This window comes from Streptomyces sp. OR43 (assembly GCF_008042275.1).
Taxonomy (GTDB): Bacteria; Actinomycetota; Actinomycetes; order Streptomycetales; family Streptomycetaceae; genus Streptomyces.
This window is the reverse complement of record NZ_RDBK01000025.1, coordinates 15,813-40,959: the sequence shown is the minus strand read 5'-3', so window position 1 is coordinate 40,959 and position 25,147 is coordinate 15,813. Positions and strand designations below refer to the sequence as shown.

24 protein-coding genes and 1 pseudogene are annotated in these 25,147 nt (G+C 70.6%); 18 read left to right on the top strand and 7 right to left on the bottom strand.

Features of this window, described 5'->3' with window-relative positions; translation table 11 throughout:
• Both EAO72_RS12935 and EAO72_RS12930 read left to right on the top strand, forming a co-directional pair.
• Window positions 1-735 (top strand): annotated as a pseudogene (locus EAO72_RS12935) (acyltransferase family protein); the annotation flags it as partial.
• A 149-nt stretch (window positions 736-884) separates the two neighbouring features.
• Complete coding sequence (locus tag EAO72_RS12930; RefSeq protein WP_148017448.1) at window positions 885-2,087, top strand: esterase/lipase family protein; 1,203 nt, start codon at window positions 885-887, stop codon at window positions 2,085-2,087.
• A 66-nt stretch (window positions 2,088-2,153) separates the two neighbouring features.
• Here EAO72_RS12930 and EAO72_RS12925 read toward each other — a convergent pair whose 3' ends face one another.
• Window positions 2,154-3,170 (bottom strand): aldo/keto reductase, encoded by a 1,017-nt coding sequence (locus EAO72_RS12925; protein ID WP_148017447.1) that lies wholly within the window; start codon window positions 3,168-3,170, stop codon window positions 2,154-2,156.
• Complete coding sequence (locus EAO72_RS12920) at window positions 3,170-3,643, bottom strand: MerR family transcriptional regulator (protein WP_148017446.1); 474 nt, start codon at window positions 3,641-3,643, stop codon at window positions 3,170-3,172. The genes EAO72_RS12925 and EAO72_RS12920 overlap by 1 nt, the downstream gene beginning before the upstream one ends.
• 130 nt (window positions 3,644-3,773) lie before the next feature.
• Between EAO72_RS12920 and EAO72_RS12915 the strand changes: the two genes are divergently transcribed.
• From EAO72_RS12915 to EAO72_RS12905, 3 genes are read left to right on the top strand one after another with little or no spacing between them, the layout of a single operon-like run.
• Entirely contained in the window at window positions 3,774-4,610 is an 837-nt protein-coding gene (locus EAO72_RS12915; RefSeq protein WP_148017445.1) for an alpha/beta fold hydrolase, read from the top strand.
• A gap of 22 nt (window positions 4,611-4,632) precedes the next feature.
• Complete coding sequence (locus EAO72_RS12910) at window positions 4,633-5,166, top strand: TetR/AcrR family transcriptional regulator (protein WP_148017798.1); 534 nt, start codon at window positions 4,633-4,635, stop codon at window positions 5,164-5,166.
• A 31-nt stretch (window positions 5,167-5,197) separates the two neighbouring features.
• The gene (locus EAO72_RS12905) at window positions 5,198-6,013 is read left to right on the top strand and encodes a serine hydrolase domain-containing protein (RefSeq protein WP_148017444.1); all 816 of its coding nucleotides are present in this window, start codon (window positions 5,198-5,200) and stop codon (window positions 6,011-6,013) included.
• Here EAO72_RS12905 and EAO72_RS12900 read toward each other — a convergent pair.
• Window positions 5,979-6,461: an ATP-binding protein gene (locus EAO72_RS12900; RefSeq protein ID WP_148017443.1), complete on the bottom strand. Its 483-nt coding sequence runs from the start codon at window positions 6,459-6,461 to the stop codon at window positions 5,979-5,981. The two genes, EAO72_RS12905 and EAO72_RS12900, sit on opposite strands and share 35 nt — an antisense overlap.
• An 83-nt stretch (window positions 6,462-6,544) precedes the next feature.
• Between EAO72_RS12900 and EAO72_RS12895 the strand changes: the two genes are divergently transcribed.
• Window positions 6,545-7,393, top strand: a complete 849-nt coding sequence (locus EAO72_RS12895) for a helix-turn-helix domain-containing protein (protein ID WP_148017442.1) — start codon at window positions 6,545-6,547, stop codon at window positions 7,391-7,393.
• Entirely contained in the window at window positions 7,353-7,625 is a 273-nt protein-coding gene (locus EAO72_RS12890) for a DUF397 domain-containing protein (protein WP_148017441.1), read from the top strand. Before EAO72_RS12895 ends, EAO72_RS12890 begins: the two co-directional genes overlap by 41 nt.
• A 131-nt stretch (window positions 7,626-7,756) precedes the next feature.
• Here EAO72_RS12890 and EAO72_RS12885 read toward each other — a convergent pair whose 3' ends face one another.
• Window positions 7,757-7,978 carry a hypothetical protein gene (locus tag EAO72_RS12885; RefSeq protein WP_148017440.1) on the bottom strand — a complete coding sequence of 74 codons (222 nt, stop codon included), beginning with the start codon at window positions 7,976-7,978 and terminating at the stop codon, window positions 7,757-7,759.
• Window positions 7,979-8,190: 212 nt separating this feature from the next.
• Between EAO72_RS12885 and EAO72_RS12880 the strand changes: the two genes are divergently transcribed.
• From EAO72_RS12880 to EAO72_RS12870, 3 genes are all read left to right on the top strand, one after another.
• Window positions 8,191-8,757: a hypothetical protein gene (locus EAO72_RS12880; protein WP_148017439.1), complete on the top strand. Its 567-nt coding sequence runs from the start codon at window positions 8,191-8,193 to the stop codon at window positions 8,755-8,757.
• Window positions 8,754-8,975 carry an alpha/beta fold hydrolase gene (locus EAO72_RS12875; protein WP_187285027.1) on the top strand — a complete coding sequence of 74 codons (222 nt, stop codon included), beginning with the start codon at window positions 8,754-8,756 and terminating at the stop codon, window positions 8,973-8,975. Before EAO72_RS12880 ends, EAO72_RS12875 begins: the two co-directional genes overlap by 4 nt.
• 96 nt (window positions 8,976-9,071) lie before the next feature.
• Window positions 9,072-12,812 (top strand): S8 family peptidase, encoded by a 3,741-nt coding sequence (locus tag EAO72_RS12870; protein ID WP_148017438.1) that lies wholly within the window; start codon window positions 9,072-9,074, stop codon window positions 12,810-12,812.
• Window positions 12,813-12,897: 85 nt separating this feature from the next.
• On the opposite strand, the gene EAO72_RS12865 is transcribed toward EAO72_RS12870, so the two are convergent.
• Window positions 12,898-14,967: an alkaline phosphatase family protein gene (locus EAO72_RS12865; protein ID WP_148017437.1), complete on the bottom strand. Its 2,070-nt coding sequence runs from the start codon at window positions 14,965-14,967 to the stop codon at window positions 12,898-12,900.
• A gap of 253 nt (window positions 14,968-15,220) precedes the next feature.
• On the opposite strand from EAO72_RS12865, the gene EAO72_RS12860 reads away from it, so the two are divergent.
• From EAO72_RS12860 to EAO72_RS12850, 3 genes are all read left to right on the top strand, one after another.
• Complete coding sequence (locus EAO72_RS12860; RefSeq protein WP_148017436.1) at window positions 15,221-15,814, top strand: GNAT family N-acetyltransferase; 594 nt, start codon at window positions 15,221-15,223, stop codon at window positions 15,812-15,814.
• Between the two features lie 444 nt (window positions 15,815-16,258).
• On the top strand, window positions 16,259-18,328 hold the full coding sequence (locus tag EAO72_RS12855) for a tetratricopeptide repeat protein (RefSeq protein ID WP_187285026.1): 2,070 nt from the start codon (window positions 16,259-16,261) through the stop codon (window positions 18,326-18,328).
• 83 nt (window positions 18,329-18,411) lie between these two features.
• Window positions 18,412-18,726, top strand: coding sequence for a hypothetical protein (locus EAO72_RS12850; RefSeq protein WP_148017434.1), 315 nt, complete (start codon window positions 18,412-18,414; stop codon window positions 18,724-18,726).
• A gap of 21 nt (window positions 18,727-18,747) precedes the next feature.
• Here the strand turns inward: EAO72_RS12850 and EAO72_RS12845 are convergent, their stop codons facing one another.
• Window positions 18,748-19,407: a pirin family protein gene (locus EAO72_RS12845; RefSeq protein WP_148017433.1), complete on the bottom strand. Its 660-nt coding sequence runs from the start codon at window positions 19,405-19,407 to the stop codon at window positions 18,748-18,750.
• Between the two features lie 111 nt (window positions 19,408-19,518).
• Here EAO72_RS12845 and EAO72_RS12840 point away from each other — a divergent pair, with 111 nt between their 5' ends.
• The 5 genes from EAO72_RS12840 to fabF all read left to right on the top strand — a co-directional run bounded on the left by EAO72_RS12840 (window position 19,519) and on the right by fabF (window position 24,388).
• A complete protein-coding gene (locus EAO72_RS12840; protein ID WP_148017432.1) occupies window positions 19,519-20,718 on the top strand; it encodes a PucR family transcriptional regulator in 1,200 nt (399 codons plus the stop codon).
• A gap of 89 nt (window positions 20,719-20,807) precedes the next feature.
• Window positions 20,808-21,722, top strand: coding sequence for an ACP S-malonyltransferase (locus tag EAO72_RS12835; RefSeq protein ID WP_148017797.1), 915 nt, complete (start codon window positions 20,808-20,810; stop codon window positions 21,720-21,722).
• A 13-nt stretch (window positions 21,723-21,735) separates the two neighbouring features.
• A complete protein-coding gene (locus EAO72_RS12830) occupies window positions 21,736-22,737 on the top strand; it encodes a ketoacyl-ACP synthase III (RefSeq protein ID WP_148017431.1) in 1,002 nt (333 codons plus the stop codon).
• 63 nt (window positions 22,738-22,800) lie between these two features.
• Window positions 22,801-23,049 (top strand): acyl carrier protein, encoded by a 249-nt coding sequence (locus tag EAO72_RS12825; RefSeq protein WP_148017430.1) that lies wholly within the window; start codon window positions 22,801-22,803, stop codon window positions 23,047-23,049.
• A 76-nt stretch (window positions 23,050-23,125) separates the two neighbouring features.
• Complete coding sequence (fabF, locus tag EAO72_RS12820; protein ID WP_148017429.1) at window positions 23,126-24,388, top strand: beta-ketoacyl-ACP synthase II; 1,263 nt, start codon at window positions 23,126-23,128, stop codon at window positions 24,386-24,388.
• A gap of 110 nt (window positions 24,389-24,498) precedes the next feature.
• Here fabF and EAO72_RS12815 read toward each other — a convergent pair whose 3' ends face one another.
• Complete coding sequence (locus EAO72_RS12815) at window positions 24,499-24,993, bottom strand: DUF3145 domain-containing protein (RefSeq protein WP_148017428.1); 495 nt, start codon at window positions 24,991-24,993, stop codon at window positions 24,499-24,501.
• Between the last annotated feature and the right edge of the window lie 154 nt (window positions 24,994-25,147).

Here is a 25,147-nt window from a genome sequence, read left to right as displayed (position 1 = left end):
CCGTACTGCATCCGCATGGCGAAACGGCTCGGCGGCTGGGCCGCGGCGCCGTTGCTCGGCGTGGTGGCCGTCGTCGACCTGCTGCGCTACGGGCCGCTCGGTGACTCCATGCCCTCCTGGCTGAGCATGCTCAACATCCTTCCCGGCTGGCTCTTCGCGTACCAGCTCGGCGTCTCCTGGGCCGAGGGCCGGATCGGGAGGCGGGGCGCCCGGTTGCTGCTCGTCGGCGGTGGCGTGCTGTTCGCCGCGCTGCTGCTGCTCTTCCACTACCCGGCGTCGATGGTCGGGGTGCCGGGCGAGGCGCGTACCAACTCGCATCCGCCGTCGCTGCTGGTCCTCGCGCTGGGCGCCACGCAGAGCGGTGCGGCGATCCTGCTGCACGGCCGGATCGGCCGGCTGCTGCGCAGGCCGCTGGTGTGGGCGCCGGTCGTCGTCGTCAACCTGTCGGCGATGACGATTCTGTGCTGGCACCAGACGGCGATGCTGGCCGCGGCGGTTCCGGCGTCCTTCGCCGGGTCGGTGCCGGGACTGACGACCGGTCCGGACACGCTCGGGTGGATCCTGGCCCGGCTGGTCTGGATGCCGGTGTTCGCGGGGCTGCTGGTACTGATCGCCCGGTACGCGCGGAGGTTCGAGGCGCCGTGGAAGGCGGGGACCCGGGCCGCGAACGCCCGCCGGGCGATGGCGGGCGTGCTCGCGGCTGGGTTCGCGGTCTTCGCGCTGGGGCTGGCGTGAGGCCGGGCGTGCCGGGCCCGGAGCTCCCCAAACACCCTCCGCGCGCACTCCATCAGATGTGGTGAACCCCGCAGCTCGGAGGGGGTGTTCGCCCACTTTGCCGAGCAGGATGGCGTCGTACCACCCCCCTTCCTCCGAGGAGTACGCGCATGTCCGAGACGACCGAGCCCAACGTCGGTTCGTTCACCCTCAGCGGCCACCCGGCCGCCGAGCCGGTCGAGGTGCCCGAGCACGTCGAATGGCCCCTGCCGAACGGCTTCGCCTGGGTCTTCCCCGGGGAGGGAAACAACGGCGAGCTCGTCCGGCCCGTCATCATGGCCGACGGGTTCAACCTCGGCCGGAGCAAGCTCGACGTCCTCTACCAAGGGCTGGAGGGAGGCGGTGACTTCGCGCTCATCAGCGAACTGCGCCGGCGCGGCAGGGACGTCATCCTCCTCGGCTTCGAGGAGCGCAGCGCGTCGATCCTGGACAACGCGGAGGCGGCCACGGCCGCCATCATGCGGACCATCGCCGAGCAGGTGGGCAACACCCCGCTGGTCGTCGGCGGCTTCAGCATGGGCGGCATCGTCACCCGCTACGCGCTCGCCAGGCTCGAGACGCAGCGGATGGACCACCGGACCGCGCTGTACTTCTCCTACGACAGCCCGCACCGCGGCGCTTCCATCCCGGTCGGGGTGCAGGCGTTCTCGCACTTCATCCCCTTCGCAAACGACTTCGCGAAGCAGATGGACAGCCCGGCCGCGCGCCAGATGCTGTGGCGCCACTACGACAAGGACACCCGCACGGTCGGGGTCGCCCCGGAGCGCACGGAATTCCTGTCCGCGCTCGACCGAGTCGGCGGCTGGCCGCGGGTCCCGAGGACGCTGGCCGTGGCCAACGGCCGCGCCGACGGGGTCGGCCTGCCGGAGGTGAGTCCCGGCGACATCGCGCTGAAGGTCGACCGGATCTACCCGGGCACCACCTTCTACGCCCAGGCCCAGGGCAACGACGTGACCGTCGCCCAGCTGAACCGCAGGTTCCCCAAGGACGAGCAGACCGTCACCACCAACGGCTTCCCGGAGATCGACGGCGCGCCCGGCGGCACCCTGCACACGTACAAGATCCTCGCCGACACCCTGAAGAAGCTCGGTGGCGCGACGGATCTGCGGTACGAGAACGTGTGCTTCGTCCCCTCGGTCAGCGCGGTCGCGATCCGCGACGTCGAGAAGCAGGACGACCTGTATGTGAACATCGACAAGCTCGAACCGCAGGAGAGCGAGGTGGACGAGTTCCTGTGTTCGTCCACGACGACCGGGCACACGATCATCACCGAGGAGCTGTGCACCCGGCTCCTGGACCGTCTGCCCAGCTGATCGAGCCCCGCCCGTCCGGTGCGGCCGCCCGCCGCACCGGGCGGGCGCACCGGGCCGCGCCCCGCGCTACTCGCGGGCCGTGGCCGTCGAGCTCATGTCCGGGTAGCGGTCCCCCGCCACCTGGTCCGCGATGGGCTCCAGCAGGGCCAGTTCCTCGGCCGACAGCGTGAGCCGGGTCGCGCCGATGTTCTCCAGCAGCCGGCTGCTCTTACGCGTACCGGGGATCGGCACCACGGTGAGGCCGTGCACCTGCGCCCGCTGCTGCACCCAGGCGAGCGCCACCTGGGCGGCGGTCGCCCCGTGTGCGGCGGCGATCTTGTGGACCGGCTCCAGGAGGGCGGCGTTCGTCTTCGCGTTGTCGCCGGTGAAGCGCGGCTGGAACTGCCGGAAGTCGTTCTTCCCCAGGTCCTTGCCCGCGTCCGCGAACGCCCCGGTCAGGAACCCCCGGCCGAGCGGCGAGTACGGCACGAGGGTCACGCCCAGTTCCACGGCGGCGGGCACGGCGCTGCGCTCGACGTCCCGGCTGAAGAGCGACCACTCGGACTGGAGGGCGGCGATGGGGTGCACGGCGTGCGCCTCGCGCAGCTCCGCGCCCGTCACCTCGCTCAGACCGAGCTGCTTGACCTTGCCCTGCTCCACCAGCTCGGCCATCGCGCCGACGGACTCCGCCAGCGGTACGGACGGGTCGCGGCGGTGCATGTAGTAGAGGTCGATGACGTCGGTGTTCAGCCGGCGCAGGCTGTTCTCGACGGCCCTGCGGATGTACGCGGGGTCGTTGTTCACGCCCCGGTAGTGCGGGTCGTCGTCGCGCCGCTCGATCGCGAACTTGGTGGCGAGGACGATCTCGTCCCGGTGTGCGCCGACGAAAGGCGCGATGAACTTCTCGTTGGCGCCGCTGCCGTAGACGTCAGCGGTGTCGAAGAGCGTGACACCGGCCGCGAGCGCCGTCTCCAGCGTCTCGCGGGCGGCGGCCTCGTCGGTGTCGCCGTAGAACTCGCTCATCCCCATGCAGCCGAGCCCCTGGACGCCGACCTGCGGGCCGTCCTTGCCGAGCTCCGCGGTCTCGATCTTCTGGTCACTCATCAGGCACTGGGCCTTTCCGGCGCCCGCTGGGCGCCTGCGTAGAACTCGATCTTGTAGTCGAGGACGGCGAGCGTGTCCTGGAGCTCCGCGATCCGCGTCCTCACGTCGCGGCGGGTCGCCTCCAGCAGTTCCTTGCGTGCGTCGAAGGTGTGGTCGCCCTCGCGCAGCAGCTCCGCGTACCGGACCATGTCGGCGACCGGCATGCCGGTCAGCCGCAGCTTGCCGACGAAGCCGAGCCAGTCCAGGTCGGCGTTGGTGAAGCGGCGCTGTCCCGTGTGCGAGCGGTCGACGTGCGACATCAGCCCGATCCGCTCGTACCAGCGCAGCGTATGGGCGCTCAGCCCGGTGAAGGCGGCCACCTCGCTGATGGTGTAGCGGTCCTGACCCTCGGGGCGGMGGTGGGGCCGGGGGGCCGACGCGCAGGTGTCCACCCCTGTCGAAGTGGTCTCCGCCGCCGTCTCCGTCACCGTCATGCCCTCCACGCTAGAACCCTGGAGTGCACTCTAAGCAAGTACCACCGGATGCGCGTTTCGGTCATTGACTCCAATGGCTAATACCGATAGCTTTTAGCTAACAACATTAGCTCCAGCTCTGGAGGACGTCATGACCGAATACCTCGCTGTCGACGGTGGCACGATCGCTTACGAAGTGACGGGGTCCGGTCCACTGATCGTTCTCGCGCACGGCATGGGTGACAGCCGCGCCGCGTACCGCACGGTGATCCCTTCGCTCGTGGCGGCGGGCTACCGGGTCGCCGCGGTCGACCTGCGCGGCTGCGGCGAGTCGAGCACGGGCTGGCCGGACTGGAGCCGCACCGCCATCGCCGGGGATCTGCTCGCGGTGATCCGCCACCTGGGCGGCCCGGCCGTGCTCGTCGGGCACTCGATCTCCGGCGGTGCCGCCACGGTCGCCGCAGCGCGGGAACCCTCGCTGGTCACCGCGGTCGTCGAGTTGGCACCGTTCACCCGCAAGCAGTCGGTCCGTCTCGGCGACCTGCGAGTGAAGCGCTTCCGGCAGGGCATGCTGCGCCTGCTCGGCACGGGCGCTCTCGGCAGCGTGCCGCTCTGGCGCTCCTACCTCGACGTGGCCTACCCCGGGGCGAAGCCGGCCGACTGGGACGAGCGGCTCGGCCGCGTCGACTCGCTGCTGCGCGAGCCGGGCCGGATGAAGGCCCTCCAGGGCATGGGCCGCAGCGCCCCGGTCGACGCCGGCGCCCAGCTCGGCAACGTCCGCTGCCCGGTCCTGGTCGTGATGGGCACGCTCGACCCCGACTGGGCCGACCCGCACGCCGAGGGCTCGGCGATCATCGGCGACCTGCCGTCCGGCCTCGGCCGCCTGGAGATGATCGAGGGCGCCGGGCACTACCCGCACGACCAGTTCCCCGACCAGGTGGTCTCCCTCATGCTCTCCTTCCTCGGCTCGGACGCCTCCCGTGCCTAGGGCGGGCCTGGACCCGGCGGCCGTGGTCGCGGCCGGTGCGGCCCTCGCCGACGAGGTGGGCCTCGGCAACCTGACGATGGGTGCGCTGGCCCAGCGGGTGGGCGTGCGCACCCCCTCCCTGTACAAGCACGTGAGCAGCCAGGAGGACCTCAACCGTCGCATCGCGGTCCTGGCGCTGAGCGAGGCCGCCGACGCCGTCGGCGGGGCGATCCAGGGGTACGCGGGCCGCGACGCCCTGGCAGCCGCCGCACGCGCCTTCCGCGCCTTCGTGGTGGAGCACCCCGGCCGGTACGCCGCGACGATCGGCCTGGAAGCGTCCGGCCCGGACGATCCGCTGGCCGGCGCCGGGCAGCGGCTGCTCGACGCGTTCTCGGCAGTACTGCGCGGCTACGGGATCACGGCACCGGATACGGACCACGCCCTGCGCATGCTCCGCAGCCTCCTCCACGGGTTCGCCACGCTGGAAGCGGGCGGAGGCTTCCGGTGGAGCACCGACATCGACGAGAGCCTGGAGTGGCAGATCGCGTTCACCGACCGGGGTCTGCGCGCGCTGTGACCCTGCCGGCCGGGGCATTAACCTCGTACGCATGCAGAGCCTGGCGATGATCGAGAACTGGCCCGTCCCCACCGCGGCAGCAGCCGTCGTACGAGCGGACGGCACCGTCCTCGGCAGGCACGGCCCCACCGCGCACCGCTTCCCGCTCGCCTCCGTCACCAAGCCGCTCGCGGCCTACGCGGCCCTGGTGGCGTACGAGGAGGGCGCGATCGAGCTCGACGAACCGGCGGGCCCGGAGGGCTCCACGGTCCGGCACCTGCTCGCCCACACCAGCGGCCTCGCGTTCGACGAGCACCGGGTCACGGCCCCGCCCGGGACCCGGCGGCTGTATTCCAACGCGGGCTTCGAGGTCCTCGGCGACCACCTCGCGAAGGCCACCGACATCCCGTTCCCGGAGTACCTGCGCCAAGCGGTGCTGGAGCCGCTGGGCATGACCGCGACGACACTGGACGGCTCCCCGGCCCGCGACGGCGTCTCGACGGTCGAGGACCTGGTGCGCTTCGCGGCGGAGGTCCAGGCGCCCAGGCTCCTGGATCCGCGCACGGTGCTGGAGGCGCAGAGCGTCGTCCACCCCGGGCTGAAGGGCGTCCTGCCGGGCTACGGCCACCAGAACCCGAACGACTGGGGCCTCGGCTTCGAAATCCGCGACCACAAGGCCCCGCACTGGACCGGCGCTTCGTCCTCCCCCGCGACCTTCGGCCACTTCGGCCAGTCGGGCACGTTCCTCTGGATCGACCCGGTGGCGGGCGCGGCCTGCGTGGCCCTCACGGACCGCGCGTTCGGCCCGTGGGCGGCCGAGGTATGGCCGCCGTTCACGGACGCGGTACTGGCGGAGCTGGCGGCGTAACCGGGTCGGCGGCGGGCCTCGGCGGGGCGGCCAGGCACTCGAACCACACCGCCTTGCCGCCGCCATCGCGCCGCGCCTCCACGCCCCACTTGTCGGTGACGGCGTCGACGAGGAGCAGCCCCCGCCCGCCCTCGTCGAGAACGTCACCCTCAACCGTGCGGGGCAACTGCGGCCAGTCGTCCGCCACTTCGACGCGCACGCCCTCGCCGCCCGGGAGCCGGAAGATGAAGGTCTGGCACCGGCGGCCGGGCACGTGCCGGACGACGTTGGCGATGAGCTCGGTGAGCGCGAGCTCCGCGGCGTCGGCCACGGCCTCCAGCCCCCACCCGTTGAGGTAGAGCCGCAGGATGCGGCGCAGGTGCCGGGCCGAGTGCTCACCCATGGCGAAGTCGGCGCGGTAGACGGGCTCTTCGGGCGACCCAGTCCGGGGGGCGATTACGTGATTCATGTCACCATCGTGCGAGCACGTGACTACGCTCGGCTACGTACGGAAACGAACGCCGCGAGGCGTTGCACACCGGAGGTCCTGCCGTGGCCAACGTCCAGACTCTCGACCCCAGCGCATCCCCACTGAACTACTACGGCTGGGAATTACGTCGCCTGCGCGAGGCAGCGGGCCTGAACCAGGCCCAGTTGGGCGAGATCATCTTCTGTACGGGCTCGCTGATCGGCCAGATCGAGACGACGAAGAAGGTCCCCACCCGCGACTTCTCGGAACGGGTCGACGCGGCGCTCGGTACGGACGGCACGTTCTCCCGGCTGATGGGCCTGGTCCTGCGGAGCCAGCTGCCGACGTGGTTCCAGCCGTACGCGGAGATGGAGGCGAAGGCCGCGTACATCTCGACGTACCAGGCGCAGTTGGTCTACGGGCTGTTGCAGACGGAGGGGTATGCGCGGGCGGTGCTGGCCACCGGGATGCCCGACGACCTGGACGGCTTGCTCGCCGCCCGCATGGAGCGCCAACGCATCCTGGAGCGCGAACGCCCGCCGCTGGCCTGGGCGGTGCTGGACGAGGCCGTGCTGCACCGGCCGATCGGCGGCCATGCGGTCATGCGCGCCCAACTGGCGCGGTTGTTGGACTTCACCACCCACCGGTGGATGCGCATCCAGGTGCTGCCCTTCTCGGCCGGTGAACACTCAAGCCTGGCTGGCTCATTCAACCTGCTGCGCTTCGACGATGACCCGGACGTCGTCTACACGGAAGACCTCATCTCCGGCCACATGACCGCCAACCCCGACACGGTCCGTGAGGCCTCGCTCCGATACGCTCATCTGCAGGCCGCCGCCCTCTCCGTGGAGGACTCGGCGGCTCTGATCGCCCGCGTGATGGAGGAGCGTTATGGAGACCGGCCCCGGCTTGAAGAGCGCGCAGTGGCGTAAGTCCAGCTACAGCGGAAACACCGGCGGCGAGTGCGTCGAGTGCACCGTGACCGGCGGCGCGACTTGGCGCACGTCCTCGTACAGCGGAAACACCGGCGGCGACTGCGTCGAGGTCGCCGACGGCACCTGCGGCGCCGTCCCCGTCCGCGACAGCAAGGTCCAGGACGGCCCCGTCATCGTGATCGGGGCGGGCGCGTGGCGCGGTTTCGTGGAGGGGTTGCGCGGGGCGTGACGCCTCGCCTCTCCTGCGACGCACTGTTCGCGACCTCGACGGCGTGATCCGCCCTTGGTCGGCTGCGGACGAGTGGGAGCGGGAGCACGGGCTTCCCCTCCCCGCGCTCGCAGCCGTGGCGATCGACCGCCTCACAGGAGTTCGAGGCAGCCACCGAGAGTGAAGACAAGCCCGCACATGACGACGAGAGTCGCGACCCGCCGGAAGAACCGGGCGGAGGGCGCTGTATAGGAAGGCCCGAGCTCGCCGCGCGCCTGCATCACCCGTGCATGGTTGGCTGCGGCCCAGCTCTCCAGTCCGCGAGCGGCTCCCCGGACGTTCAGGGCGACCGCTCCGCTCAGGAGAAGTAGCACGGGACCAACGGTCAGCAGCACAACAGCCGTCATGGCTCCCCCAGGTGGTGTGATGATCACCCGGACCCTAGCAGCGCCCAGGAGCTCTGCCCCCCTTCCGGACCGGAGACTGCCAGCACAGGAATCCTGCCACTATTGAACGCGTTCAGTAACGGGCGTAGGGTGTGGCCGACACGCTCGCAGGGTGGCATCCGGGGGCCGGGGAGGGCGGGATGGCGCAACCGTGGGACGGGCGGGCAGCGAACCGGCCGGGCGCGGCGCCGTCGTCCGTGTCGATGGCTGTCCTGTGCGTGGTCATCGCCGCACTCGTGCCGGCGTGGACCGCATGGTCCGGCGGCGGCTCTTCGCCCGGAGTCGGCGCACTCTCCCTCGTCATGGTGCTCGGGCTGCCGGCCCTGCTGGGTGGGAGCGCGTTGCTGACAGCCGTATACGTTCTGCCGACCGTGGCCCTGGGGCATTGGTTCGGGCGGCTCGCGGGCCAGGGGCGACGGTGGTGGTGGGTGGCGGCGACCACCGCGCTGGGACTGCTGCCCGCAGCCGCCCTGACCGTGATGGTCCGCGTGCTGCGGAGCGGAAGCCCTGCGTGGCAGCAACTCGCCCTCGAAGTGCTGCTGTTCGCCGGCGCAGTCGGGGCGGTTTCGATGCCGGCCTCCGTCGCCGTCCACTTGACCATGCTGCGCGAAGACGCCGGACGCCCGGTCCGGCCGGTCGGCGGCATCCTCCTGTGGGGCGCCCTCGCCTTGTCCGGCGAGGTCACGGCGTGCATGGCGTTCATGTGAGCCGGCGCCTACCCGTCAGCGACTCGAACCCCGCGCTCATCCTGAACCGCGAGAAGGACACGGTCTTCCGGTCGCGGGACCATGAGTTCCCCACCGTCAATCCGCGGGCCCGGGTCGAGCTGATCCCGCGGGCGAGGCATCTCGCGAACTTCGACGATCCGGACGGCCTCAGCGATGCCGTCCGCCGCTTCGCCTGTGAGCTGACCGCCGTCGGCTGAACGTACCCTTCCGTCTCCCTGACGAACTCTCGCCATGACGCAGTCCCGCCACAGGAACCGCGATTGGCAGGATCTCCGGCCGCGCAGACCCCACCTATGACGCGACCAAGACGCAAACTTCGGTATCTCCCCGCGGCGACCGCCACCGCTCTGCCCCTGGCGCTCAGCGGCGCGCTTCTGGCCTCACCGGCGGCCGCCGCGGACGACGCCGCTTCGACGAGCAGCGCTACCACCGCGGTCACGGCGGCGGCCGGGCAGGCCGCCCACGACATCACTCTGGTCACCGGGGATGTCGTCCATTACACCGACCGGCCCGGTGACCAGGACGACGTCACCGTCGACCGGGCCCCGGGCGCTCACGGTGGAGTGAGCGTGCAGAGCTACGGCCACCACACCTATGTGATTCCGACCGAGGCGATGGGGCTCATCGCCGCCGGGAAGCTCGACGCGAAGCTGTTCGACGTCACCGGGCTGGTGGACATGGGCTACGACGACGCCCACTCCGGTGGCATCCCCGTGATCGCCACCGGTGCGAGCGGGCGCAGTGCCGCGGCGCCCGCCGCGCCGGAAGGGGCTTCGCTGGTACGGAAGTTCGCCAGGGCCGACGCCACGGCGATGAAGGCCGACGCCGGGCACGCCCGCGCGTTCTGGAAGGACATCGCCCCGGCAGCCTCGGCGAAGACGCGCAGCTTCGACGCGGGCAGCGGCATCGGCAAGCTGTGGCTCGACGGGAAGGTGCAGGCGGCGCTCAGCGATTCGGTCGCGCAGGTGCGCGCGCCCGAGGCCTGGGCGAAGGGGTTGGACGGGACCGGCAGCAAGGTGGCCGTCCTCGACACCGGGATCGACGACACCCACCCGGACCTGAAGGACGTGGTCGCCGCCGAGAAGAGCTTCGTACCCGGTGAGAGCGCGGACGACGGACACGGGCACGGTACGCACGTGGCCTCCACGATCGCCGGGTCGGGCGCCGCGTCCGGCGGCAAGGAGAAGGGCGTCGCACCGGGCGCGAAGCTCTACATCGGCAAGGTGCTGTCCGACACGGGCGGCGGCGCCGAGTCGGGGATCATCGAGGGCATGGAGTGGGCCAGGGCGCAGGGTGTCGACGTGGTGTCGATGAGCCTGGGCACCAACACCTCGTCCGACGGGACGGACCCGCTCTCGCAGGCCGTCGACCGGCTGTCCGCCGACGGCGGCCCGCTGTTCGTGATCGCCGCCGGCAACAACTACACGGCGGGCTCGATCGGTTCGCCGGGCGCCGCGGCCTCCGCGCTGACGGTGGGCGCGGTCGACCAGCGCGATGGCCGGGCGGCCTTCTCCAGCATGGGGCCGGTGGCGCACTCCTACGCCCTGAAGCCGGACATCTCCGCGCCCGGCGTGTCCATCAGCGCCGCTGCCGCCCACCCGGCGGCCGGCGCACCGATGTACCAGTCGATGAGCGGTACGTCGATGGCCACGCCGCACGTCGCGGGCGGCGCCGCGATCCTGCACCAGGCGCACCCGGACTGGGACGCGAACCGGATCAAGAACGCGCTGATGACGACGTCGAAGAAGCTGACCGGCATGACGCCCTATCAGCAGGGCAACGGACGCATGGACGTCACCGCGGCGGTGGAGTCCACCATCGAGGCCTCCGGCTCCGTGCCCACGGCGGCCTTCAAGTGGCCGAACGCGGACGCGGCGCCGGTCGACCGCACCGTCACCTACCGCAACACCGGCACTGCCGACGTCACCCTGGATCTGAGCCTGGACACCAAGAGCACGACCGTGTCGCTGCCCGACTCGTCGGTGACCGTCCCGGCGGGCGGCACCGCGCAGGCGACGGTGCGAATCGACCCGACGGGTCTGCCCGTGTCCACGTCGGCCGCGGGTCTGTCCGGTCAGGTCACCGCGACGGACCGGGCGACCGGCCAGGCCGTCGCGCACACGGCGTACGCCCTGTTCAAGGAGCCGGAGGCCTACGACTACACGATCGAGCTGACCGGCCGGGACGGAAAGCCCGCCAACGGTACGGTCGCCCTGACTTATCCCGGCAACGCGTCGCCCGGCTTCGTCGCGGTGTACGGCAGCACCACGCTGCGCCTCCCTCCCCGCAGCTACTCGGCGTTCGGCTTCCTGGACGTGAACGGGGAAGGCCCTGACGACCTCGGCATGGCCATGCTCGTCGCTCCGGACGTCGCCGTGGGCCCCGGCGGTGCGACGGCGCACCTCGACGCCACCAAGGCCCGCCGGGTGCGCGCCGTCACGCCGCGCGAGACGGAGAACGGGCAGACGGTCATCCAGTACCGGCGCAGTCTCGCCGGTGGTGGCGCCCTCGGTTCGGCGTTCGTCCTGGACAAGACGTACACGGACCTGTACATCTCGCCCGCGGCCCAGACCGAGGACGGCGTGCAGGACCTGATGGTCCACTGGCAGCTGCGGCAGAAGGCCCTCGACGCGACCACCGGCACCGGTCGCACCGTCGAACTCACCGGGCAGGACGGCACCGCCTACCACGACGGTCACCGGATTCTGCGGACCGTCTACGCGGGCGCCGGCACCCCGGCCGACTACGCCGGCCTGAACGCGAAGGGCAGGGCCGTCATCGTCGACCGCGGCTCGTCGAGCCCCGATGAGCGGGCACGGGCCGCCGCCGACGCGGGAGCGGTCATGCTGATCACCGTCGACGACCAACTCGGCAGGCTGTACGAGACGTTCGGCGACAACCACGGTCTGACGCTGGCCGGCACCGGCAGCGCGGACGGGGCACTGCTGGCCAAGGAGGCGAAGACCGGCTTCGGCGTCCTCAACCTCACCGAGCACCGCTACCCGGACTACCAGTACGACCTGCTCCAGTACCAGAACGGTTCGATCCCGGACCGGGACCTGGTCTACTCCCCCGGCGCCGCCGATCTGGCGCGTGTGGACACCTCGTTCTACGCGCTCCGCAAGGAGGCGGGGACGCGCGAAGGGCTCGGCCACCGCCTCTTCACGCCCGCCTGGGGGCAGGGCGTGGGCGGTACGCAGAAGGAGGGCTACCCGGCCACGCGCACCGACTACATCACGCCCGCGCCCGCCGCGCTCGGCAAGTGGAACGAGGATCACCGGCTCAACCTGAGTTCCCTCGGTGCCGACTCCGTCCTGGAGGTCGCGCCGGGGCAGGTGTACGCCGCGGGCAAGCGCTACCCCGGTGACTGGTTCAAGCCGGTCAACGCGCCCCGGTTCGGTGAGGGCCTGTGGCGGCCCAGCCGCACCAGCAACGGGATCTCGTGGAGCGTGCCGGCCTGGTCCGGTGGCTCGGACGGCCACATCGCGCGGTCGCCCGGCGGCACCACGTCCTCCCAACTGCTGATGGGTGGAACGACGGTGGCCAAGGGCACCTACGCCGGCTACTCCACCGGCCTGCCGACCGCCGAACAGGAGTACACGCTCACGTTCAAGGCGGACCGTGACAACGGCACCTGGGCCGCGTCCACGTCCACGGACACCACCTGGACGTTCCGCTCTGCGGCGCCCCCGCAGGGCACTCCCAAGAAGGAGGTCCCGGTCCTCGACCTCGGCTACGACGTCGACACCGACCTGCGCGGGCAGGTGCGCGCGGGGAGCAAGGTGCCGCTGGGTCTGAGCTCGTCCAGCTACACGAGCGGCGTCACGGCGACCGGGGCCACGCTCCAGGTGTCGTACGACGACGGGGCCACCTGGCGGCCGGTGACGCTGACGCGGTCCGGCGACGGGATGTGGCGGACGACCCTCAGCACGCCGCGCCACCCCGACGACTGGGTCTCGCTGCGGGCGACCGCCGAAGGTCCCGACGGGCTGAAGGTCACGCAGGACGTCATCCGGGCGTTCGGCCTGAAGTAGCCCTGACGCGAGTCGGCGTGGCGGATCCCGGCCCCGGGCGGCGCCGGGATCCGCCGCGTCGGTCAGCGGTCGCTCAGCGCCTGCCTCAGACCGTCGCCACCCGCCCCGCGTACCGCTGGGTCCAGCCGGTCCCCGTGTCGGCGGTGAGGACCACGTCGTAGTAGCCGTGCTCGGTGGGCCAGTGCACGGTCCTGGAGGAGCCGCCCCGGACCGTGTATCTGCGGGTGCCGCCGGCGTAGTCGTTGGCGTGGAGGGTGTAACGGAGCGGGTGCTTACCGTCGTTGTGCAGTCGGAGCGCGACCGCCGTGCGACGGCCCTTGACCAAGTCCGCCTCGACGCGCGGAAGGCCGATGTGGCGTGTGCTCGCGCCGTCGGTGAGCACCTGGCCCGCGAAGGAGCGCAGGAAGCCGTCGGGGCCGTAGACGGAGAAGGCGTACTTGCCGTCGGTCGTGTTCGTGTCCCAGGTGTATGAGCGGGGGGCCGACTCGCTGACCGTGTACGGGGTGGTGGCGAACGCGAGGTACCGGTCGGGGAAGACCTGGAGGCTCACCGCCTTGCCCTCCGGGCCGCCGGTCAGCGTCATGGACGCGGTCACCGTGCCGGCGGCGCGGTCCTCGGTGAACGTGGCGTGCGGGTGGAAGGAGAGGCCGCGGGGCTCCAGCCGGTCGCGCGGCGGCTTCGGCGGGGTGCCGGTCACCGGGTCGGCGATGACGACCGGGCCCGGGCGCGGGTGGGCGAAGTCGATCGCGCTCGTCAGGTCGCCGGCGATCGAGCGGCGCCACTCCGTGATGTTCGGGCAGGTGAACGGCTTGCCCAGGTGCGCGGCCCAGGTCTCCAGGAACTTCACCGTCGACGTGTGGTCGAACACCTCCGACGCGACGTAGCCGCCCCGGGTCCACGGCGAGACCAGCACCATGGGTACGCGGGGGCCGAACCCGTACGGAGTGGTGCCGGAGTACTCGCCGGGCGTGCCCTCCTCCGGGCGCGGGGGCAGGACGTGGTCGAACTTTCCGTCGTTCTCGTCGTAGGTGATGATCACCAGGGTGTGGTTCCAGATGTCCTCGTTGCTCTGGAGCGTCTTGAGGATCTTGTTCATGTAGCGCTCGCCGTGCACCGTGTCGAAGCCCGGGTGCTCGCTCCACGCGGCGGGCATCACCACCCAGGAGACCTCGGGGAGCGGGTGCTCGGCGCCCGGCTCACAGGCCGCGATCAGGTCGCGGAGGACCGCGTCGAGGTTCGCCTCGGAGTCGTCGTTGGGCGTGGTGGCGCCCTCGTAGACGAAGGAGTTGGCCTTCCAGATCTTGCCGGTGCCGGGGGCGAGGTCGGCCTCGTCCGCCGTGCGGGGGTCGAAGGCGGCGAAGCTGTTGGTGACGTTGCAGCCGTACTCGCCGACGTAGCCGCTCTGGAGGCTGCCGCCGACGCCGTTGCCGCTGTTGTCGGAGTAGACCCGCCAGTCGATGCCGGCCTGCTGGAGCTGCTCGGGGACCGTGGTCCAGGTGCGGCTGTAGTTGTTCTGCTTGGCGTTGGTGGTCTCGCCTCCGCCCGAACCGGTCATCAGGTAGTAGCGGTTGGGGATGGTCGGCCCGTGCATCGAGCAGAAGTTCATGTCGCAGACGGTGTAGTGGGAGGCCAGCGAGTACATCCAGGGCATGTAGTCGGGCGTGTAGTACCACATGCAGTGGTCGCCCTTGTCCTTCACCCAGGTGTCCCACCGTCCGCCGTTGGCACCGTAGAAGTTGTGCTTGTCGCTCCAGGTGGCGGTCGACACGGCAGGCGTCACGATGGCGCCGGTGGCGTCGCGTTGCTGGAAGACGTTGGTGCCGTCCTGGAACTTCAGGACCTGCTTGTCGTCGTGCCCGCGCACACCGCGCAGCTGACCGAGGTAGTGGTCGAAGGACCGGTTCTCCTGCATCAGGATCACCACGTGCTTCAGGTCGGATATGTCGCCGTTGTAGCCGTTGGGCAGGTGGTACTCGGCCGCACTGGCCCGCGCCCCGCCGATCGCCTCGGCGACCGGCCCGGCGGCGATCGCGCCGAGGCCGACGGCGGCCGTCCGGAGCATCCGGCGGCGGGTGATGCGGAATGCGTCGGCGTTCTCGCCGGTGGCGCTGTTCTCGGTGTCGGGGCACGGGGACTCGGTGGTGTGGAGCGTCATCAGGGGCACCTCCGGGGGAGCGATTCGAGGGGGAGGGTGGGACGTCGGCGCGTGCCTGCGCAAACTAGGCCGACGGAACGAACGGCGGGCGAACCGTGGACGTATTCCTGAGGCACCGGCAGATTTCCACGGCCTTCCGCGCCGGGTCGAGACGCTGCACGGTGATAGCCGAAACTCGTGCCCCGGTGGCCGGTTGATCCACAATGACCCGCCTCTGGTCGGTGATCACCGATGACCGCTACGCTCCCCGGCCATGGCCGACACAGTCCGCGCAACCGCCTCCGACGTCCCGGCGCTCGCCGCCGTCCTCGCCAGTGCCTACGCCGAGGACCCCGTCTGGTCCTGGCTGATGCCGCACGACCGGGACCGGAGGCTGCGGCTGCTGTTCACCGCGCATCTGGCCCAGCAGGTCACGGCAGGCCGGGTGTGGACGGACGAGGAGCGCACGGTGGCGGCGGTGTGGGCGGAGCCCGGGCAGTGGAAGCTCCCGGTCACCTACCTGCTGCGCAACTCGGGGACGCTGCTGCGGGCGGCGCGGACCCAACTCCCCCGGACCGGAGTGCGGTTGCTCGCGATGGAGCACCGCCACCCGGCCGGTCCCCCGCACTGGTACGTCGAGTACATCGGCACCCACGCGGACGCGCGCGGCACCGGGCGAGGTTCTCAGGTGCTGGGCGCCCTGCTGGAGCAGGCCGACGCGGACGGGCGGCCGGTGTTCCTGGAGTCGAGCAACCGGCGCAATCTGACGTTCTACGAGCGGCACGGCTTCGTCCTGCACGAGGAGATGACGTTCCGGGCCGGGCCGCCGATGTGGTCGATGTGGCGGCGGGAGACCGGCCGGTTCTGAACGGTCACCGTTCAGCGGCCTACAGCTCGCCAACGCGAAGGGTCCACGGGGACAGTCCTCCCTGCTCATAAAATCCTCGACAGGCCGGCGGCGCCATGGAACCGTTCGCTCTACGATGCGCTGAGTCATCCGTACAGTGCAGTGCTCTCGGGGGAGGGTTCCGGCATGCGACGGATTCGAGCGGTTCGGACACGTGCGGGAGCGGGTGCCGCCGCTGCCGGACTGGGGGCTTCTGTCACGGTGGTGCTGGGTACCGTTGCCGAACGCGCGGGCGCGGTGGCTCCTGAATGGGCCGACCATCCCTGGGTGGTCTGGACGGTGTTCGGTGTACTCGGCGTCCTGAGCGCGGGTTTGGCCTCCGCGAGCCGCTGGCTGGACGGTGCCGCCGAGAACGGCGGAGGCCCGGCATCCAGCGCCCGGACCGGTTCACTGCATCCGCCGCACGTGGTCCTTCAGCGCGTGCGCGGCCGCGACCGGGAGATCTCTCGGCTCAGGGCGCTGCTCAAGAAACCCGACGGCCGGTTTGCGGTGCTGTGCGCGGCAGGCGGCATGGGCAAGACAACGCTCGCGTCGGCACTGGCCGAGTACGCCCGCCGCGACGGATACGCGGTTTTCTGGATTCGCTGGCGCGGTCCGGAATCGCTCTCGGACGACTTCATCCAGGCAGCCGTCGGCTGTGGCATGCCACGCAGCGCGATAGGTGCCGCGCAGTCCGGCAACGACAACCTGCCCGATGCTGTGTGGCGGCACTTCTCCAGAACAAAGAAGTGGCTGCTGGTCGTTGACAACGCCGACGAAGCCGAGCAGATCAGCCCGGAAGGCGAGGGTGTCGCCGACTACCGCGGCTGGATCCGCCCCTACGGACGGGGCCTGCTCCTGGTCACCAGCCGGGATACGGCCTCCGCGACGTGGGGACACGCGGCGGATCTGATCAGGCTCCAGCCGCTTCCGGCGGCGGCGGGCGGCAAGGTCCTGTTGGACAGTGCACCCGATGGCGGCACACTGGTGGAGGCCGAAACGCTGTCTTCCCGGCTCGGCGGGCTGCCCCTGGCCCTACAGGCAGCCGGACGCTATGTGACGGGATCCACGAGCAGGCACCGTGACTTCGCCGCGTATCAGACCGCGCTGGAAGAGGAGTTGACCGCCTTGGTAGGTGCTGACAACCCGCGTCCTACGGATCCGAACGTGGCCAGGTCCACCGTCCGGCGTACCTGGGAGGTCTCACTCGATCAACTCGACCGCGAAGGTGTACCACTGGCCCGCCCACTGTTACGCCAACTGTCTCTGTTCGCGGAGGCACCGGTGCCACTGGCCTTCATCACACCGGAACTGCTGACGACGGCAGTCGGTCAGCCCGTCGGCCAGGCCGCCCTGGACCAGGCCTTGACCGGTCTCGAACGCTACGGCCTGCTGGGCGTTCCGGCGGAAGAACCAGGCGTGCCCGGAACAGGTCCTCGCGCAGGGAGCAGTGTCACCCTCCACCCGCTCGTCCGCGAGATCACCGCACTGTCTCTGACCACCGATGAGACGGGCCGTCTCCACAGCTACGAGCAGGCAATGATCGACGCCCTGCGGAGTGAGGTGACGAATCTCGGCGTCGCCGGAGTGGACGGCTGGACCACCGCACGGTTACTCGCCCCGCATCTGTCTCTTCTGCTCGACCACCCGGCGCTCGTGCCGTCCGAGGACGCCTGCGCCGCCCTCAACACACTGGCGGACGTGCTGGGGGACGCGGGAAGCTATGCCCTCCAGCTCAGCCTGCGGCAGACCGTACTCGCCCACCGCGTCGAGTTGCTCGGCGACCAGCACCCGGACACCTTCACCGCCCGCAACCACTTCGCCAACAGCCTCCACAGTCTCGGCAGGTACGAACAGTCCGAAGAGATCCACCGGCAGAATCTGGCCGCCCGGATCCGGGTACTGGGACCGGAGCATCCCGATTCGCTCACGAGTCGGAACAATGTCGGATACGTTCTGCAGCTTCGCGGTCAGTACGCAGAGGCCGCCTCCCTGCACTCCATGGTGCTCGCAGACCGCACCAGGCTCCTGGGAGCGGATCACCTCCTGACCCTGACCAGCCGCGACAACCTGGCCAAGTCATTCGACCAGCTCGGTGACCACACCGCGGCGGCTACGCTGCACACGCAGAACATCGCCGAATGCACCCGCGTACTGGGGCCCGATCACCCCCTCACCTTCACCAGCCGCGACAACCTTGCCGCCACGGTCAACCATCAGGGCGATCCGGCCCGCGCCGCAGAACTGCACCGGACTGTGTTCGCAGACCGCAGCCGTGCCCTCGGCCCGGACCATCCTCATACCTTGACCAGCGGAAGCAATCTCGCGGACGCACTGCACCAGATGGGCGAACACGCTCAAGCCGCCGAGTTGCTGGAACAGACCCTCTCCGGCCGCGTGCGCATACTGGGCGCCGACCACCCGGACTCCCTGGCCACCCGCTCACAACTGGCTGTCTGCCGGTCCGAGACAGGACGGCGACAGCGACGCCGCTGAACTGGTCCAGTGGTGACGTCGAGCGTGCGCCTGACTTCAACTCGTCTACAGCTCAGAGGGTTTCGAATGAGAGGTACGCCGCCATGGGTGTGTACGACCGGCTGTTCGTGACGGCACCGGCCCCGTGCCCTCAGTGCGGTGCGCAGGGGGATCTGGTCATCCAGTTCCACTTCGGGGACGTGTACCTGCACAGGTTCCGCGTCGGCGACACGATCGCGTGGTCGGACAGGGCCAAGGGGTCACCTCGGACCGGTCGTTTCGAGGTGCCCGGCTATCCGGAATGGTGCACGCGGTGCGGGTTCGACCCCGAGGAGTACTACCTCGTGCAGTTCGACGGTGACGTGATCGTCGGCTACCGCGAAGCAACAGCCGGGGACATGGAGAGATTCGACTGGTGACGCCGGCGAGGGCGGCGCGCCTCAGTCCGGCAGTTCCCACATCAGCAGCTCGGCCGGAGCCCCGCCCGCGACCAGCTCAAGACCCGTCTCCCCGCTGATCCGCGCCGCGTCGCCCGCCGCCAGTTCCTCGTCGCCGAGCGCGACCCCGCCGCGCACCACGTGCACGTACACCCGTGGGGCGTCCGGCACCGCCGTGCGTTCGTCCCCCGCCAGCCGGCGTACATGGAGCATCGCGCCGGCTTCCGGCAGGGCGTACGGGGTGGAGTCGGCGATGCCGGGGACGGTCGTGTACGAGGGGTCGCCGCCCGGTTCCAGGGGGGCGAGCCACATCTGGAGGAACGTCAACGGGCTTTCGCCGTCGTTGCGTTCGACGTGGCGGACGCCGGAGGCCGCGCTGAGGTGCTGGACGTCGCCGGGCCGTACGACGGTGGCGTGACCGGCCGAGTCGCGGTGGGTCAGCTCGCCCTCCACGACCCACGTGACGATCTCCGTGTGGCTGTGCGGGTGCTCCTCGAAACCGGCGCCTGGCGCGAGGCGCTCCTCGTTGCAGGCCAGGATCGGGCCGAAGCGGAGGTGGTCGGGGTCGTAGAACGTGCCGAAGGAGAAGGAGTGCCGGGACTCGATGCCGGCCGCTCCGTCCCCACCCCTGAAGCGGTCGCCCGAGCGACGTACGGAAATCACCCGCCCCACGGTAGCCCGGCCGGGCAGGACCAGGGTCGGCTACCCGGCGGTACGACCCGCCACCCGCCCCGCCCCTTCGGGCACGCGTCCGGATAGGGCAGTCTTGTCCCCGTGCCCCGACCCGATCCTGAGCAGCCCGCCGCCAACGCCGCCCATCTCCATGCCGCGACCCTGAAACGGCTGGAGCAGTCCTCCGGCCGGCTGGCCGCGAACGCGATCGCCCGCATGGACGAGTCGCTGCCGTGGTACCGGGCGATGCCACCGGAGAACCGGTCCTGGATCGGCCTGGTGGCCCAGGCCGGTATCGCCGCGTTCACCGAGTGGTTCCGGCATCCGGAGACCCCGCAGGCCATCTCGACCGATGTGTTCGGTACGGCTCCGCGTGAGCTGACCCGGGCGATCACGCTGCGGCAGACCGTCGAGATGGTCCGGACGACCATCGAGGTCATGGAGGCCGCGATCGACGAAGTCGCCGCGCCCGGCGACGAGTCGGTGCTGCGCGAGGCCCTGCTGGTCTACGCGCGGGAGATCGCCTTCGCGACCGCCCAGGTGTACGCGCAGGCCGCCGAGGCCCGTGGCGCGTGGGACGCCCGGCTGGAATCGCTCGTGGTCAACGCGGTGCTGTCCGGCGAGGCCGACGAGGGCGCGGTGTCCCGGGCCGCCGCGCTCGGCTGGAACTCCCCCGAGCATGTGTGCGTGCTGCTCGGTACGGCACCGGACGGGGACAGCGAGCTGACGGTGGAGGCGATCCGGCGGGCCGCCCGGCACGCCAAGCTCCAGGTCCTGACCGGGGTGCTGGGCAACCGCCTGGTCGTGATCGCCGGCGGCAGCGACAACCCGCTCCAGGTCGCGAAGGCGCTGATCGGCCCGTACGCGGCGGGACCGGTCGTCGCCGGCCCCGTGGTGCCCGACCTGCTGGCCGCGACCCGGTCCGCGCAGGCGGCGGCCGCCGGGCTCAAGGCGTGCGGCGCCTGGCAGGACGCCCCGCGGCCGGTCCTCGCGGACGATCTGCTGCCGGAACGCGCGATGGCGGGCGACCCGGCGGCACGGGATCAGTTGGTGGAGGAGATCTACAGACCGCTGGAAGAAGCAGGTTCTGCCCTCTTGGAGACGCTGAGTGTGTATCTGGAGCAGGCGAGCAGCCTCGAAGGCGCGGCCAGGATGCTCTTCGTTCACCCCAACACCGTGCGCTACCGGCTCCGACGTGTGACAGACGTCACCGGCTGGTCCCCGTCCGATGTCCGTTCCGCGTTCACTCTGCGGATCGCCCTGATTCTGGGGCGTCTGGCCGACAGGGATCTCCAGTCCTAGACTTTTGTCGGTAATCAACAATTCCCCCTACGGTTCTTCGTCCCTGTCCCCACGGGCGTTCCGTACCGTTCACAAGAGAGAGTGTGAGGGTGCTCGTACTCGTCGCTCCCGGCCAAGGCGCTCAGACGCCCGGCTTCCTGACTCCCTGGCTCGACCTCCCCGGTGCCACCGACCGCATCGCGGCCTGGTCCGACGCCATCGGGCTCGACCTTGCCCACTACGGCACCAAGGCCGACGCGGACGAGATCCGCGACACCGCGGTGGCTCAGCCGCTGCTGGTCGCCGCAGGTCTGCTGTCCGCTGCCGCGCTGAACGCTTCACCGGCTGTCGTCGCAGGTCACAGCGTGGGCGAAATTACCGCAGCCGCTCTCGCCGGGGTCATCGGCGACGAGGCGGCGCTGCGTTTCGTCCGCACCCGTGGGCTCGGCATGGCCGAGGCCGCGGCGGTCACCGAGACCGGCATGGCCGCGCTGCTCGGCGGCGACCCGGACGTCACCGTCGCGCATCTGGAGAAGCTCGGGCTGACGCCCGCGAACGTCAACGGGGCCGGTCAGATCGTCGCCGCCGGCACCGCCGCGCAGATCGCCGCGCTCACCGAGGACAAGCCCGAGGGTGTGCGCCGGGTCGTCCCGCTCAAGGTCGCCGGCGCGTTCCACACGCACCACATGGCTCCCGCGGTCGAGCGTCTCCGTGAGGCCGCCACGGCCCTGGAGGTCTCCGACCCGGCCGTGACCTATGTCTCGAACGCGGACGGGCAGACCGTCGCCACCGGCGCGGAGGTAATCTCCCGGCTGGTCGGCCAGGTCGCCAACCCGGTCCGCTGGGACCTGTGCATGGAGACGTTCAAGGCGCTGGGCGTCACCGCGATCGTCGAGGCCTGCCCCGGCGGCACGCTGACCGGTCTGGCCAAGCGCGCGCTGCCCGGCGTGCAGACCCTCGCGCTCAAGACCCCCGACGACCTCGACGCGGCCCGCGCGCTCATCGCTGAGCACGCGGGCGCCTAAGGAGCCCGAGAGCATGTCGAAGATCAAGCCCAGCCAGGGCGCCCCGTACGCACGGATCATGGGTGTGGGCGGCTACCGCCCGACCCGTGTCGTGCCCAACGAGGTGATCCTCGAGACGATCGACTCGTCCGACGAGTGGATCCGCTCCCGGTCCGGCATCGCCACCCGCCACTGGGCCTCCGAGCAGGAGACCGTGGCCGCGATGTCCGTCGAGGCGTCCGGCAAGGCCATCGCCGACGCCGGGATCACGCCGGAGCAGATCGGCGCGGTCATCGTCTCCACCGTCTCGCACTTCAAGCAGACCCCGGCCATCGCGACCGAGATCGCCCACAAGGTCGGTGCGGGCAGGCCCGCCGCCTTCGACATCTCGGCCGGCTGCGCGGGCTTCGGCTACGGCCTGACGCTCGCCAAGGGCATGATCGTCGAGGGCTCGGCCGCGTACGTGCTCGTCATCGGCGTGGAGCGGTTGAGCGACCTCACCGACCTGAGCGACCGCGCGACGGCGTTCCTGTTCGGTGACGGCGCCGGCGCCGTCGTCGTCGGTCCTTCCAAGGTGCCGGCCATAGGCCCGACGGTCTGGGGCTCCGAGGGCGACAAGTCCGAGACGATCAAGCAGACCGTGGCGTGGGACACCTTCCACGCCGAGCGTCCGGAGAAGTTCCCCGCCATCACGCAGGAGGGCCAGGCGGTCTTCCGCTGGGCCGTCTTCGAGATGGCGAAGGTCGCCCAGCAGGCGCTGGACGCGGCCGGGATCTCCCCGGAAGACCTGGACGTCTTCATTCCGCACCAGGCCAACATGCGGATCATCGACTCGATGGTGAAGACACTGAAGCTGCCGGAGCACGTCACGGTCGCCCGTGACGTGGAGACCACCGGCAACACCTCCGCCGCCTCGATCCCGCTCGCGATGGAGCGGCTCCTGGCGACCGGTCAGGCGAAGAGCGGCGACACCGCGCTCGTCATCGGCTTCGGGGCGGGTCTCGTCTACGCCGCGACGGTCGTTACCCTCCCCTAGGCACACCGGGTCTTTTCGCCCGGTCGCCCGAACCCAGCAGATATACACCGAAGGAGCGCCGACATGGCCGCCACGCAGGAAGAGATCGTCAAGGGTCTCGCCGAGATCGTCAACGAGATCGCCGGTATCCCGGTCGAGGACGTCGAGCTGGACAAGTCCTTCACCGACGACCTGGACGTCGACTCGCTGTCCATGGTCGAGGTCGTCGTCGCCGCCGAGGAGCGCTTCGACGTCAAGATCCCCGACGAGGACGTCAAGAACCTCAAGACGGTCGGCGACGCCGCCGAGTACATCCTCAAGCACCAGGGCTGATCCCAGCCGAGCTGTGTCGCCACCCGGCGGTGGCGCCGCTGATTCACGACCCTCTACACGTGGAGAAGATTTTCCAGTGAGCTCGACCAATCGCACCGTGGTCGTCACCGGTATCGGCGCAACCACTCCGCTGGGTGGCGATTCCGCATCGACCTGGGAAGGTCTGATGGCCGGCCGTTCCGGCGTCAAGCCTCTTGAGGGCGAACGTTTCGCCGAACTGCCTGTCCGGATCGCGGCCCTCGCGGCCGTGGACCCGGGCGACGTCCTGCCCCGCCCGCTCGCCCGCAAGCTGGACCGCTCGGCGCAGTTCGCGCTGATCGCGTCCCGTGAGGCGTGGGCGGACGCGGGCTTCACCGGCCCGGCCGGTGAGGACGAGAAGATCCGCCCCGAGCGGCTGGGGTCGGTCATCGCCTCCGGCATCGGTGGCGTGATCACCCTGCTCGACCAGTACGACGTGCTGAAGGAGAAGGGCGTACGCCGCGTCTCCCCGCACACCGTGCCCATGCTCATGCCCAACGGCCCGGCCGCCAACGTGGGTATCGAGGTGAACGCCCAGGCGGGCGTCCACACCCCGGTCTCCGCCTGCGCGTCGGGCGCCGAGGCCATCGGGTACGCCGTCGAGATGATCCGTACCGGCCGTGCCGACGTGGTCCTCGCCGGTGGCACCGAGGCGGCGATCCACCCGCTGCCGATCGCCGCGTTCGCCAACATGATGGCGATGTCCAAGAGCAACGACGAGCCCGAGAAGGCCTCGCGTCCGTACGACACGGGCCGTGACGGCTTCGTCCTCGGCGAGGGCGCCGGTGTCGTCGTCCTGGAGTCCGCGGAGCACGCCGCCGCGCGCGGCGCCCGGGTCTACTGCGAGGTTCTCGGCCAGGGGCTGTCCGCGGACGCCCACCACATCGCCCAGCCCGAACCGACCGGGCGCGGCATCGCCACGGCGATGCAGAACCTGCTGGACCAGACGGACCTCAAGCCGTCCGAGGTCGTGCACCTCAACGCGCACGCCACGTCCACGCCGCAGGGTGACATCGCGGAGCTGAAGGCACTGCGCAAGGTCCTGGGCGATGACCTGGACCACGTCGCGATCTCGGCGACGAAGTCGATGACGGGGCACCTGCTCGGTGGCGCGGGCGGTATCGAGACCGTGGCGACCGTGCTGGCCCTGCACCACCGGATGGCTCCGCCGACCATCAACGTCGAGCACCTCGACGAGGCGGTCGAGGCGGACATCGTGCGGGACGCTCCGCGGGCGCTGCCCGAGGGCCCGATCGCGGCGATCAACAACTCGTTCGGCTTCGGCGGCCACAACGTGGTGCTGGCGTTCCGCAGCGTGTGACGTTGCGCACCTGAAGCCCGCTTCCCTGCGTGTGGGGAGGCGGGCTTCACGCTTGCTTCAAGCCCCTCCGGCGATTGAGGAGCGGGTTCCGGGGCGGAGCCCCGGAACCGTCACACCACCTGGTGCAGCCACCGCACCGGCGCGCCCTCGCCCGCGTGGCGGAAGGATTCCAGCTCGTCGTCCCACGGCTTGCCCAGGAGCTTGGCGATCTCGCCCTCCAGGTTGCTCTCGCCGCGCAACGACCGTGCCAGCGCGGCGCGCAGCCGGTCCTCGGGGACCAGGATGTCGCCGTGCATACCGGTGACGGCGTGGAAGATGCCGAGCTCGGGCGTGGAGCTGTAGCGCTCGCCCTCCGCGGTCGGCGAGGGTTCCGCCGTCACCTCGAAGCGCAGCAGATCCCAGCCGCGCAGCGCGGAGGCCAGTTTCGACGCCGTGCCCGGACTGGCCTGCCAGGAGAATTCGGACCGCCAGGTGCCGGGCGCGGCCGGCTGTCTGATCCAGTCGAGCTGGACCCGCACGCCGAGTACGCCCCCCACCGCCCATTCGACATGGGGGCAGAGCGCGCGCGGGGCTGAGTGGACGTACAGGACTCCACGTGTCGTCACCGGGACCTCCAGTGTGGGACGAGGTTCGCCTTCCCCAGCGGCCTCGCGCCCGTACTGCCTCTTCTCGGCCGACTTCCCGAAGCTGTCATCAGTAAACAGTATCGGGAGTTAATGTCCGGAGAAGGGAGGGTATGTGACGTGATGTGATGTTCGA

Bases quoted from the DNA above. Each gene is read 5' to 3' on its own strand.
- EAO72_RS12930 (WP_148017448.1), top strand. From the start codon at position 885: ATGTCCGAGACGACCGAGCCCAACGTCGGTTCGTTCACCCTCAGCGGC.
- EAO72_RS12925 (WP_148017447.1), bottom strand. From the start codon at position 3,170: ATGAGTGACCAGAAGATCGAGACCGCGGAGCTCGGCAAGGACGGCCCG.
- EAO72_RS12915 (WP_148017445.1), top strand. From the start codon at position 3,774: ATGACCGAATACCTCGCTGTCGACGGTGGCACGATCGCTTACGAAGTG.
- EAO72_RS12905 (WP_148017444.1), top strand. From the start codon at position 5,198: ATGCAGAGCCTGGCGATGATCGAGAACTGGCCCGTCCCCACCGCGGCA.
- EAO72_RS12900 (WP_148017443.1), bottom strand. From the start codon at position 6,461: ATGAATCACGTAATCGCCCCCCGGACTGGGTCGCCCGAAGAGCCCGTC.
- EAO72_RS12890 (WP_148017441.1), top strand. From the start codon at position 7,353: ATGGAGACCGGCCCCGGCTTGAAGAGCGCGCAGTGGCGTAAGTCCAGC.
- EAO72_RS12880 (WP_148017439.1), top strand. From the start codon at position 8,191: ATGGCGCAACCGTGGGACGGGCGGGCAGCGAACCGGCCGGGCGCGGCG.
- EAO72_RS12870 (WP_148017438.1), top strand. From the start codon at position 9,072: ATGACGCGACCAAGACGCAAACTTCGGTATCTCCCCGCGGCGACCGCC.
- EAO72_RS12865 (WP_148017437.1), bottom strand. From the start codon at position 14,967: ATGACGCTCCACACCACCGAGTCCCCGTGCCCCGACACCGAGAACAGC.
- EAO72_RS12860 (WP_148017436.1), top strand. From the start codon at position 15,221: ATGGCCGACACAGTCCGCGCAACCGCCTCCGACGTCCCGGCGCTCGCC.
- EAO72_RS12850 (WP_148017434.1), top strand. From the start codon at position 18,412: ATGGGTGTGTACGACCGGCTGTTCGTGACGGCACCGGCCCCGTGCCCT.
- EAO72_RS12830 (WP_148017431.1), top strand. From the start codon at position 21,736: ATGTCGAAGATCAAGCCCAGCCAGGGCGCCCCGTACGCACGGATCATG.
- EAO72_RS12825 (WP_148017430.1), top strand. From the start codon at position 22,801: ATGGCCGCCACGCAGGAAGAGATCGTCAAGGGTCTCGCCGAGATCGTC.